General features: G+C 40.3%; 9 protein-coding genes. 5 read left to right on the forward strand and 4 right to left on the reverse strand.

Annotated features, from left to right (window positions below; all coding sequences use genetic code 11):
• Positions 1 to 24 precede the first annotated feature (24 nt).
• Positions 25 to 2,634, reverse strand: a complete 2,610-nt coding sequence (acnB, locus tag E0709_RS07020) for a bifunctional aconitate hydratase 2/2-methylisocitrate dehydratase (RefSeq protein ID WP_132302153.1) — start codon at positions 2,632 to 2,634, stop codon at positions 25 to 27.
• 132 nt (positions 2,635 to 2,766) lie between these two features.
• Here acnB and plsB point away from each other — a divergent pair, with 132 nt between their 5' ends.
• Both plsB and E0709_RS07030 read left to right on the forward strand, forming a co-directional pair.
• On the forward strand, positions 2,767 to 5,238 hold the full coding sequence (gene plsB / locus E0709_RS07025) for a glycerol-3-phosphate 1-O-acyltransferase PlsB (RefSeq protein WP_132302154.1): 2,472 nt from the start codon (positions 2,767 to 2,769) through the stop codon (positions 5,236 to 5,238).
• A 26-nt stretch (positions 5,239 to 5,264) separates the two neighbouring features.
• Positions 5,265 to 6,587 (forward strand): MFS transporter, encoded by a 1,323-nt coding sequence (locus E0709_RS07030; protein WP_132302155.1) that lies wholly within the window; start codon positions 5,265 to 5,267, stop codon positions 6,585 to 6,587.
• 42 nt (positions 6,588 to 6,629) lie between these two features.
• Here E0709_RS07030 and cpxA read toward each other — a convergent pair whose 3' ends face one another.
• Both cpxA and E0709_RS07040 read right to left on the reverse strand, forming a co-directional pair.
• The gene (cpxA, locus tag E0709_RS07035; protein ID WP_165867227.1) at positions 6,630 to 8,012 is read right to left on the reverse strand and encodes an envelope stress sensor histidine kinase CpxA; all 1,383 of its coding nucleotides are present in this window, start codon (positions 8,010 to 8,012) and stop codon (positions 6,630 to 6,632) included.
• Positions 8,013 to 8,053: 41 nt separating this feature from the next.
• A complete protein-coding gene (locus E0709_RS07040; protein WP_132302157.1) occupies positions 8,054 to 8,803 on the reverse strand; it encodes a response regulator in 750 nt (249 codons plus the stop codon).
• Between the two features lie 164 nt (positions 8,804 to 8,967).
• On the opposite strand from E0709_RS07040, the gene upp reads away from it, so the two are divergent.
• From upp to hda, 3 genes are all read left to right on the forward strand, one after another.
• The gene (gene upp, locus E0709_RS07045; RefSeq protein WP_132302158.1) at positions 8,968 to 9,594 is read left to right on the forward strand and encodes a uracil phosphoribosyltransferase; all 627 of its coding nucleotides are present in this window, start codon (positions 8,968 to 8,970) and stop codon (positions 9,592 to 9,594) included.
• Positions 9,595 to 9,770: 176 nt separating this feature from the next.
• Complete coding sequence (locus E0709_RS07050; protein ID WP_132302159.1) at positions 9,771 to 11,009, forward strand: nucleobase:cation symporter-2 family protein; 1,239 nt, start codon at positions 9,771 to 9,773, stop codon at positions 11,007 to 11,009.
• Positions 11,010 to 11,065: 56 nt separating this feature from the next.
• Complete coding sequence (hda, locus tag E0709_RS07055) at positions 11,066 to 11,758, forward strand: DnaA inactivator Hda (RefSeq protein ID WP_132302160.1); 693 nt, start codon at positions 11,066 to 11,068, stop codon at positions 11,756 to 11,758.
• Positions 11,759 to 11,814: 56 nt separating this feature from the next.
• Here hda and rpsO read toward each other — a convergent pair whose 3' ends face one another.
• Entirely contained in the window at positions 11,815 to 12,084 is a 270-nt protein-coding gene (gene rpsO, locus E0709_RS07060; RefSeq protein WP_132302161.1) for a 30S ribosomal protein S15, read from the reverse strand.
• Between the last annotated feature and the right edge of the window lie 98 nt (positions 12,085 to 12,182).

Consider the following 12,182-nt stretch of genomic DNA (forward strand, 5'->3'; position numbering starts at 1 on the left):
GTAATAACAAACAAAATCAAAATGTTACAATGCAGTTTGAAAAATCACATTATCTGATTTTTGGGTATAACTATTAATTTGATCAAAATTCATATAGCGATAAGTATCTTCTTTATCTTGCTGTAGGTCATTGGCATAAGATAAATATTCATCCGGACTTGGTAAACGTCCTAATAAGGCAGCGACCGCTGCAAGCTCGGCAGATGCAAGATAAACATTCGCGCCTTGCCCTAAACGGTTCGGGAAGTTACGGGTTGATGTTGAAACCACCGTTGCTTTATTAGCCACACGAGCTTGGTTCCCCATACAAAGTGAACAGCCCGGGATTTCAATTCGCGCGCCACTTTTACCAAAAATACTGTAATACCCCTCATCGCTCAGCAAAGAGGCATCCATTTTGGTAGGCGGTGCAATCCATAATTTGGTTGGGATCATCTCTTTAAATTTCGCTAATAATTTACCTGCCGCACGGAAATGTCCGATATTGGTCATACAAGAACCGATAAACACTTCATCTATTTTATCGCCTTGAACTTCCGATAATAAACGAGCGTCATCAGGATCATTCGGCGCACAGACAATCGGCTGTTTAATTTCTGCCAAATCAATATCAATCACGGCGGCATATTCCGCATCGGGATCCGCTTGCATTAATTCTGGATTTTCGAGCCATTTTTCCATACCTCGAATACGACGTTCCAAGGTTCTGACATCGCCATAACCTTCGGCAATCATATATTTCAGCAACACAATATTTGAATTTAAATATTCAATAATCGGCGCTTTATCTAATTTAATCGTACAGGCAGCAGCAGAACGTTCGGCGGATGCATCAGAAAGTTCAAAGGCTTGTTCCACTTTTAAATGTTCCAATCCTTCAATTTCAAGAATACGACCAGAGAAAATATTTTTCTTACCGGCTTTTTCCACGGTTAATAAGCCTTGTTTAATCGCATAGTAAGGAATCGCATGGACTAAATCACGTAAGGTAATCCCCGCTTGCATCTCACCTTTAAAACGGACTAATACGGATTCTGGCATATCCAATGGCATCACGCCTGTGGCAGCAGCAAAGGCAACTAAGCCGGAACCGGCTGGAAATGAAATCCCAATTGGGAAACGCGTATGGGAGTCACCACCGGTTCCCACTGTATCCGGTAATAACATACGGTTTAACCAAGAATGGATCACACCGTCGCCCGGACGAAGTGAAACCCCACCGCGATTCATAATAAAATCCGGTAAAGTGTGATGGGTGATCACGTCAACAGGTTTTGGATAAGCCGCGGTATGGCAGAAAGATTGCATCACTAAATCGGCGGAGAAACCAAGACAAGCCAGATCTTTGAGTTCATCTCGGGTCATCGGTCCAGTGGTATCTTGTGAACCGACCGAAGTCATTCTTGGTTCACAATATTGACCCGGACGAATACCGTCCACACCACAGGCACGACCGACCATTTTTTGCGCCAGCGTAAAACCATGGTGATTTTCCACCGCACTTTGCGGTTTTTGGAACACATCACTTTCTGGCAAGCCTAATTCCACACGAGCTTTATGCGTTAAACCACGCCCAATAATAAGTGGAATCCGTCCACCCGCACGCACTTCATCCAGTAATACATTGGTTTTTAATTGAAATTCAGCTAATACTTGATCACTATCATGGCGGCAAATTTTGCCTGCATAAGGGTAAATATCAATTACGTCCCCCATATTGAGCTGACTGACATCCACTTCAATAGGCAATGATCCGGCATCTTCCATGGTGTTAAAGAAAATCGGTGCAATTTTACCACCCAGTACCACGCCACCAGCACGTTTATTTGGAATATAAGGAATATCTTCCCCCATAAACCAAAGCACCGAGTTAGTCGCTGATTTCCGCGAAGAACCAGTCCCCACCACATCTCCCACATAAGCTAATGGGAAACCTTGTTGTTTTAAACGTTCAATCTGTTTAATCGGACCAATATTGCCAGCGTCATCAGGCTCAATGCCATCGCGTTCATTTTTTAACATCGCCAACGCATGCAAGGGAATATCCGGACGTGACCAAGCATCTTGTGCAGGGGAAAGATCGTCTGTATTGGTTTCGCCCGTCACTTTAAATACAGTAACGGTCAGTTTTTCCGCCAATTTTGGGCGAGATAAAAACCATTCGGCATCCGCCCAAGATTGCAAGACTTGTTGGGCGTAACGATTGCCTTGTTTGGCACGTTCAGCAACATCATGAAAATTATCAAACATTAGTAAAGTAGAAGAAAGGGCGTTTGCAGCAATGGGAGCGAGAGTAGGGTTATCAAGTGCGGCTAACAGGGGTTCAATATTATAACCTCCTTGCATAGTACCTAGCAGTTTAACTGCATGTTCGGTAGAAATGAGTGGAGAACTTGCTTCTCCTTTCGTAATGGCAGCCAAAAAACTGGCTTTCACATAAGCGGATTCGTCCACCCCAGCCGGAATACGTGTCTCAAAAAGTTCGAGTAAATCAACCGCACTTTTTTCTGCCGGGGGATTTTTAAGTAATTCGATTAATTGTGCTGTCTGTTCTGCATCTAACGGTTTTGGCACAACACCTTGAGCAGCACGTTCATCTACATGATTTTGGTAATTTTGTAGAAAGCTAGACATAGGAACTCCTTATTTTGTTGCAATACTGTTACATATTAATACTGTTCTATCTTATCCACAATAAGTTTTTTGAAACGAATGATTAAGCTATGATACACTAATAAAAATTTGATAAGAATAAGGGATTTCTCAATGTCAATACTCATCAATTTATACCGTAAAATTTTAACTATACCATTATCATTTTTAGTAAAAAACAATTCTATTCCACATCATCCAATAGAAGAATTGGCACTTGATATTAAGCAACCCTTTGTGTATGTGCTTCCCTATACATCACAAACGGATTTGCTCATCTTTCAACGTAACTGTTTGCATGTCGGCTTACCTGATCCGTTGCAAGCTAATCAAATTAATGGTGAATCAGTACCGCGCTATGTATTTCTAGATGAGGGGCACAGCTTTTTTAAATCAAAAGGGGCAAAAAAAGAAACCGAAAAAATCTTTTATAAATACTTAGAATTACACCGCGCTTCACCTGATTTAAATGTTCAACTCGTTCCCGGCTCTGTATTATGGGGACGCTCACCCGGTCAAGAGGATAAAAACGGCTTGCCGAAATTACGTTTGCTTAATAGCGTGCAAAAAATTTTTGCCGCCATTTGGTTTGGGCGCGATACGTTTGTACGTTTCTCACAAGCAGTTTCGCTACGTTATATGGTGAACGAACACGGCGCAGACGAAAAAATTGCGCAAAAACTGGCTCGAGTTGCGAAAATACACTTTGCTAAACAGCGTATTTCAGCGGCGGGTCCACGTTTACCAAATCGTCAAGCGATGTTCAAAAAACTGTTGCAGTCAGCAACGATTTTACAAGCCATTGACGATGAAGCAAAAGTGAAAAATATTAGCCATGAAAAAGCCACCCAAGAAGCGCAAAAGATTCTGGATGAAATTGCGGCAAATGTTAGCTATGAAAGTTTGCGTGTTGCCGATCGTTTTTTACGTTGGTTATGGAATAAGCTGTACCAAGGCATTGATGTACAGAACGCCGATCGGGTACGTAGACTTGCTTTAGAAGGACATGAAATCGTCTATATTCCTTGCCATCGTAGCCATATTGACTATCTATTACTCTCTTATGTGCTTTACCATCAAGGCTTAGTCACTCCTCATATTGCGGCGGGGATCAATCTCAATTTCTGGCCAGTGGGTGGGCTATTCCGCCGTGGCGGTGCCTTTTTTATTCGCCGCACGTTCAAAGGCAATCGCCTTTATTCAACCTTATTCCGTGAATATTTAGCGGAATTATTCCACCGTGGTTATGCGGTTGAATTCTTTATTGAAGGCGGGCGTTCTCGTACTGGTCGTCTGCTGGCACCGAAAACCGGCATGGTATCCATGACCTTACAAGCCTTACAACAAGGACAAACGCGCCCAATTTCCTTGGTGCCAGTTTATGTGGGTTATGAACACGTACTTGAAGTAGATACTTATGCCAAAGAATTACGGGGTGCCGCCAAAGAGAAAGAAAACGCCGGCTTAGTGTTACGGGTAATTAAAAAATTACGTAATCTTGGTAAAGGTTATGTAAATTTTGGCGAACCGATTTCACTTAATAATTACTTAACGCAACATTATCCAGCTTGGAAACAAACCCTGCAAGAAGAACGCCCAAGTTGGTTTAACCAAGCGGTGGATCAAGTAGCCAATCAAGTCATGGTAAATATTAATAATGCCGCAGCGGTGAATGCAATGAACTTGACTGGTACCGCCTTATTATCATCGCGGCAACGTGCTTTATCGCGTGAACAGTTACTCGAACAATTGGAAAGTTATCAACAATTATTACAAAATACCCCCTATTCACAGGATGTCATTATTCCAACCGATACACCAGAAGAGATGTTAAACCATGTATTAAGTTTAGATCGGGTGGGCGTGTTAAGTGAAAAAGATAATTTTGGTGAAATTATCCGCTTAGAACGCAATTCGGCAGTGTTAATGACCTATTATCGCAATAATATTCAACACTTATTTGTCTTGCCATCTTTAGTCGCTAGCATTGTGTTACATTATGAAACGACCCAAAAAGACTTGGTAATCGATGCGGTGAATAAAATTTATCCGTTCTTACGTGCCGAATTATTTTTACATTTTAACGACGATGAATTACAACCACGCATTGCAAGCATTATTGCAGAATTAGCTCGCCAGCAATTAATTAAATATAACGACGGCTTACTCAGTATTCATCGCCCCAAAGTACGCAGTTTACAACTTTGGTCTGCCGGTATGCGTGAGATCCTACAACGTTATCAAATTGCAGTGAGTTTATTATGTAACGATCCGACCATGTCACGGGCGAGTTTAGAAAAAGAAAGCCAATCTGTAGCACAACGTTTATCGGTATTACATGGCATCAATGCGCCAGAATTCTTTGATAAAGCAGTGTTCTCTGGATTTATTAATAGCCTGAAAAATAACGGCTATTTTGATGACAACGGGAATGTGAATTTGACCAAACTACAACAATTGTCAAATATTTTCACTCGCCTAATCTCTGCCGAAATTAATTTGACCATCCAAAGTGCGGTGGAAAAATCCGAAGAATCTCTTGCAGAAGAAACGGAGCAGGAAGATAAAACTGAAGATAACATTTAATATTTTTTACAACCTAAGGAACCTTTATGAATTTAAGAGAAAAGATCGACATCAGTCCGATGTCGGGCTATCAGTGGGCGATTGTCGCAATGGCTGCTATTATGAATCTATTAGATGGTTTTGATGTATTAGCCCTTGCTTTCACTGCATCCTCCATCAAGGCTGAATTTGCCCTAACAGGTGTACAGCTTGGCTATCTGTTGAGTGCTGGGCTTATCGGGATGACCGCGGGTTCCTTATTTCTAGCGCCCCTTGCCGATAAAATTGGGCGTCGTCCCCTCTTGCTGATTGCCATTGCATTATCCGCTTTAGGGATGTTTGGTTCCGCCTTTATTGAACATCACGAAACTTTATTTGGCTGGCGTTTACTTACCGGTCTTGGGGTTGGGGGCATTCTGGTGGGAACCAACGTCCTGACCAGTGAATATTCGTCCCGTAAATGGCGCAGCTTTGCGATTAGCGTTTATGCGGCTGGCTTTGGGGTAGGCGCTGTGTTAGGTGGTTTCTTTGCTGTTGCATTACAAGATGTTTACGGCTGGCGTGCGGTCTATCTAGCCGGTGCAGGCTTAACAGGTTTATGCTTTATTATTTTGTTCGCTTGGTTACCGGAATCCATTGATTTTCTGTTAAACAAACAGCCATTCAATGCACAAAAACAGCTCAATAAAATTACTCAAAAAATGGGGCTAGGCAAAGACTGGACATTACCTGAAAAAATAAGCCATGATCAGGGTTTAAGTGCGGTCAAAAAATTACCAATTTCGCCATTATTTAGCGCACAATACTTACGTTCGACCTTGCTTATTTGGACAGCGTTCTTCGCTATTATGTTCAGTTTCTATTTCGTCAGTTCATGGACACCAGCATTATTAAAAGATGCTGGCATGAGTGAAAATGCCAGTATTGTGGTCGGCATGATGATTTCTATTGGAGGTACCGTTGGATCCTTATGTTATGGTTTACTGGCTAGCCGTTGGTCTGCGCGCCACGTATTGATGTTATTTACTGTGCTATCTTCTTGTGCAATTATCATCTTTATTTTCTCGTCTTCTATTCTATGGTTAGCCATGGTATTTGGTGTATTAGTTGGGGCATTGATGAATGGTTGTATTAGCGGATTATATACTTTAAATCCCAATATCTATGCCGCCGATATTCGTAGCACTGGAGTGGGTTGGTCCATCGGTATAGGGCGTATCGGCTCCATCTTGGCACCAACTATTGCGGGTTCACTATTAGATTTCGGCTGGCAAAAACAAAGTTTATATATTGCAGTTGGCTTTGTATTATTAATCGCAGTGATTGCCTTATACTTTTTAAAACGACCAACCAAAATTCAAGCGGTTTAATACTGATGCTCCCCACCAATCAGTGGGGATTATTTGAATGAATTAATCCTGCCAAAGTGGCAATTTTATGACAATACGTAACCCACCTAAGTGGCTTTTCTCCGCCCAAACTTCGCCTTGATGTGACTTTACTGTACTATACACAATAGTTAATCCCAAGCCCGCCCCTTGTTTTATCTGGGTACGTTCTTCATCAACACGATAAAAAGGGTTAAAAATATGTTTATACTCAGCCTCCGGCAATCCTTGACCATTATCGTCAATCATAATGAATACTTGATTATTGCGTAATAGAAAACTCACTTCTATCATTGATTTAGTATATTTCAATGCATTTCTAATGACATTTTCTAATGCCCTCGATAAACCTTCTAAATTACCGTAGATAAAACATTTTTCTGGTGATTTAATTTGCTGCTTAATATGCATCTCAATATGCAATTCTTTGGCTTCAAAAATAGCATCATTTAATACATTTTGGTAAATCTGTAACAGAGAAATACATTTTCGATATAGGCTATTTTCTACTTGTGTAGCTGAAACTAACAACAAATCATTCATCATTTGATTTAAACGGTTAGTTTCCATTTCTATCCGTTGTAATTCCTTACTATCCCCCATTTTTCGCCGAATTAATCCTAGCGCTAATTGCAAACGTGTTAATGGTGTACGTAATTCATGTGATACTACTGACATCATATACTGTCGTGTATTAATAATATCAGCTAAGGATTGTGCCATCTGGTTGAAACTTTTTCCTACTTGGCGAAGTTCAACTACACCAATCGTCTCTAACTCTTTATTAACCCTAAAATCACCTAATGCCACGGCATTTGCTGCCCGTTGTAAACGTCGAATAGGCTGAGTTAAACTATAAGCTAACCACGCTAAAATAGGCGTAGAAATCAACATTAAGAGCATAATTAAAAACAAGGGATGATCAAAAGTATAATTGACAATCGCCCTTTGTGGATCCACATTGGTAATAAAATAAACAAAGTAGGCAAATTGTTTATCTTCATCAACTAAATGTATGCTAAAAGGCCCGGCTATTAAGAGATTATAAAAAGTTCTAGACTGTGGTCGTAACACGTCATGAGAGTGATGTATAAAATCTTGAATATAGACAATTTCATTCTTTTTCGCCCCAATAATATTTCTTTCATTATCGACTAATACGGGGCGTGTGAAATTCAACTTTTCTTCAATAAGGGGTTCCGGGGTTACTAATAAACGAGAAAATTGCTGGGTTCTCACCGCGCTAACAATATCCTGATGATACTTATTTATTTCTTTAGATGTTAAATCCACATACAAACGTGTATCTAATTGAGGGATAAAATAGGCTACCAATAATAATAAACCAAAAATACACCAAAACAATGCAAAAATTTTAGCTGAAAGAAAATTAATAGTAACTTTCACTGTCACCCCATTCTTCAAAATTTTCTTTATAAATCATATAATTACCCCCCCCCGCATTTCTCCTTTTGATCAGCGTCTTCACCCTGCTCAATATGATGGCAACAGTATTCATCGGAAATCATAACATAACCTCGCCCACGCAGCGTTTTAAACCATGCGTCATTATTTTCTCTTGGGGGTAACTTTTTACGTAAATTTGACATATGCACATCAATCGATCTATCAAACGGAGAGAGCGTTTTACCTAATACTTTTAGGCTTAAATCATCTTTAGAAACCGCTAAATTAACTCGTGAAATAATCAACTCCAAGCATCCAAATTCAGTCACGGTTAATCCCAACGAATTGCCTTTATAACTTGCTTGTTTGGTTGCAGTATTTAAAATCAACCCTTCAAAATTAATGATGTTTTGTGCACTCCGCGCGACATTTGCATCTGTGCGGCGTAAAATCGCTTTAATCCTAGCAATTAATTCGAGATCATTAAAAGGCTTAGCTAAATAATCATCCGCCCCTAACTCTAACCCTTGAATACGATCTAAATCATCACCTCGGGCAGTGAGCATCAATACCGGTGTATTATAATGCTTGCGAATCTCTTTTAAAGTAGTAATGCCATCCATAACAGGCATCATAATATCTAATAAAATAAGTCGATAATTATTTTCCGCTAATTTTTCCAACGCTACCTTGCCATTTTCCGCTTCATCCACACGAAATCCTTCCAAGGATAGCAGGTCCACTAATAATGAACGAATATATTGATCATCATCTACTAACAATAAACTCATTGTGTTATCTCCAAATTATTCCATTGCAAATCATTCTAATCTATTTTTGCTGAAAAAAGAAACATAAAATAAAAATTCCACTGTTAATGTGACGCAAAATATTTTAAAATCCACGAGATTTATCTATTGCAAATTATCTCGCAAATTTTAACTAAGGATCACCTATGAAAATCGTCGAAGTAAAACACCCTTTAGTCAAACACAAATTAGGCTTAATGCGTATGGCAGATATTAGCACTAAGCACTTTCGTGAATTAGCTACTGAAGTAGGTAGCTTATTGACCTATGAAGCGACCGCCGATTTAGAAGTTGAAAATGTCACCATTGATGGTTGGTGCGGTCCAGTGAATGTAGATAGAATTAAGGGCAAAAAAGTCACCGTGGTGCCGATTTTACGAGCTGGTTTAGGCATGATGGATGGCGTGTTAGAACATATCCCAAGTGCTAGAATTAGCGTAGTAGGCATGTATCGTAATGAAGAAACCTTAGAACCCGTCCCATATTTCCAAAAACTGGCTAGTGATTTAGCGGAACGTTTAGCCATTGTGGTTGATCCTATGTTAGCAACCGGTGGTTCTATGATTGCTACCATTGATTTATTAAAACAAAAAGGCTGTAAACAAATTAAAGTACTCGTGTTAGTGGCGGCGCCAGAAGGACTTAAAGCATTAGAAAACGCGCATCCAGATATTGAATTATACACAGCATCCATTGACGACCATTTAAATGAACATGGTTATATTATCCCCGGCTTAGGTGATGCGGGTGATAAGATTTTTGGAACCAAATAATTCCGATGCCTTTGATTTTTATCAAAGGCATTTTTCTGCAACCGCGGTGCAAAAATGCTGAAAAATTTTCAACGTTGCAAATCATTATTTGCAAGCGGGGCAACGCCCCGAACAATCCCTTAAAAGGATTGTGAGTAAATCAGTGAATTTTACACCGCACTTTAAAGTAAAAAACTATGACAACACCTGAAATTCAAAATAAAACCAAACAAGCCTTTGTTGGCTTACAAATGTTATTCGTCGCCTTTGGCGCCTTGGTTCTGGTGCCATTAATCACCGGTTTAAATGCGAATACTGCTCTATTAACCGCAGGACTGGGAACCTTATTATTCCAACTCTGCACAGGTAAACAAGTCCCCATATTCCTCGCCTCTTCCTTTGCCTTTATCGCGCCAATTCAATATGGTGTACAAACTTGGGGTATTGCCGTGACCATGGGGGGCTTGGCTTGTACTGGTTTAGTTTATATCTTATTGAGTACCCTAGTAAAATTACGTGGTGCGGCGATCTTAGAACGCCTTTTCCCACCGGTGGTAGTGGGTCCTGTGATCATCATTATCGGTATGGGTTTAGCCCCAACTGCCGTAGATATGGCGGTGGGTAAACAAGGGACGGTGCAAGCCTATGAATACGACTTATCGATACTCGTTTCCTTAGTGACCTTAATCACCACACTCTGTGTCGCTGTCTTTTCTAAAGGTTTGATGAAACTTATTCCGATTATGTTCGGTATCGCTGTGGGTTATATTTTATCCCTTTGTTTAGGCTTAATTAATTTCCAACCAGTGCTTGATGCCGCGTGGTTCAGCCTGCCTGAAATCACCACACCGGAATTTAAACTGGAAGCCATTTTATACTTACTGCCAATTGCCATTGCACCTGCCGTTGAACATGTAGGGGGGATTATGGCAATCAGCTCTGTTACAGGTAAAGATTTTCTAAAACAACCCGGTTTACACCGCACTTTATTAGGTGATGGTATTGCCACATCAGCTGCTTCATTATTAGGCGGACCACCGAATACGACCTATGCAGAAGTGACCGGTGCCGTTATGTTAACTCGCAACTTTAACCCTAATATAATGACTTGGGCGGCAGTTTGGGCTATCGCTATTTCATTCTGTGGTAAAGTAGGGGCATTTCTTTCCACCATTCCAACCATTGTAATGGGGGGGATTATGATGCTGGTATTCGGCTCTATCGCAGTAGTAGGAATGAGTACCTTAATTCGTGCCAAAGTTGATGTGACAGAAGCACGTAATTTATGTATTATTTCAGTGGTGATGAGCTTTGGTATCGGTGGCATGTTTGTGAATGTCGGCGAACTTTCAGTAAAAGGTATCAGCTTATGTGCTATTGTCGCTATTATTCTTAACTTGGTTTTGCCAAAGGCAGAAAATAAAGTAGCCGATTAAACGTATTATGTATTGGGCGTATTCCATACGCCCACTATGCTAAAAATGGATATTAAGTGCAACAACTCTCTCTCCCTATACATCATCTTGATGATGAAACCTTAGAAAATTTTTACGGTGACAATAACCTGTTGTTACTCAATTCCTTGCACAAAAATTTCCAACAATTACAGCAGCCGTTCTTTTATATTTGGGGAACCACTGGCAGTGGCAAAAGCCATTTACTCAAAGCGGTGACGAACTATATTAGTTCAGAAAGTCGGCATAGTATTTATGTACCGTTAAGTAAATATGCTTATTTTTCCACCGCAGTTTTAGATAACCTAGAACAACAAGATGTAATCTGCCTCGACGATTTACAAGCTGTTACTGGCAATCACGACTGGGAACTCGCTATTTTTGACTTGTTTAACCGAGTCAAAGAAAAAAACACCGCACTTTTACTTATCAGTAGCAACCACTCCCCGACTTCACTCCCCGTGAAATTACCCGATCTCGCATCACGCTTACGCTGGGGCGAAATCTATCAGCTCCATCCTTTAAATGAAACACAAAAGATTCAAGCCTTACAACAAAACGCCCATCAACTCGGCATCGAATTACCAGAAGAAACGGCAAACTTCTTAATCAAACGTTTAGATAGAGATATGCACAGCTTATTTACGGCAGTGGCAAAATTAGATAAAGCATCCCTGCAAGCGCAACGCAAATTGACGATTCCGTTTGTAAAAGAAATCTTGCGATTATAAACCAACAATAAAAAAGCACCCAACTCGGATGCTTTTAAAATCACTTTAGCCAAAAATTAGCGACGTAAACCTAAACGTGCGATAGTATCTTGATATTTAGCTAAATCTGTACGTTTTAAGTAGTCCAATAATTTACGACGACGAGAAACCATACCTAATAACCCACGGCGACCATGGTGATCTTTTTTATGTTCAGCAAAATGCGCTTGTAAATGGTTGATTTGTGCAGTTAATAAGGCAATTTGCACTTCTGATGAACCAGTATCTTTCGCATCACGACCGAATTCAGCCACGATTTCCGCTTTTTTTTCTACACTTAGAGACATTTTTTACTCCCAAAGAGAATGTTAATCATACATCATTCGCCGATCTCTAATTCAGCGATGACAAGGAAACAGTATTGTAGCGATTTCAGCCAGAAATG

Origin of the sequence: Lonepinella koalarum, assembly GCF_004565475.1 — a bacterium.
In the GTDB taxonomy this organism is placed as follows: domain Bacteria; phylum Pseudomonadota; class Gammaproteobacteria; order Enterobacterales; family Pasteurellaceae; genus Lonepinella; species Lonepinella koalarum.

Bases quoted from the DNA above. Each gene is read 5' to 3' on its own strand.
- acnB (WP_132302153.1), bottom strand. From the start codon at position 2,634: ATGTCTAGCTTTCTACAAAATTACCAAAATCATGTAGATGAACGTGCT.
- plsB (WP_132302154.1), top strand. From the start codon at position 2,767: ATGTCAATACTCATCAATTTATACCGTAAAATTTTAACTATACCATTA.
- E0709_RS07030 (WP_132302155.1), top strand. From the start codon at position 5,265: ATGAATTTAAGAGAAAAGATCGACATCAGTCCGATGTCGGGCTATCAG.
- E0709_RS07040 (WP_132302157.1), bottom strand. From the start codon at position 8,803: ATGAGTTTATTGTTAGTAGATGATGATCAATATATTCGTTCATTATTA.
- upp (WP_132302158.1), top strand. From the start codon at position 8,968: ATGAAAATCGTCGAAGTAAAACACCCTTTAGTCAAACACAAATTAGGC.
- E0709_RS07050 (WP_132302159.1), top strand. From the start codon at position 9,771: ATGACAACACCTGAAATTCAAAATAAAACCAAACAAGCCTTTGTTGGC.
- rpsO (WP_132302161.1), bottom strand. From the start codon at position 12,084: ATGTCTCTAAGTGTAGAAAAAAAAGCGGAAATCGTGGCTGAATTCGGT.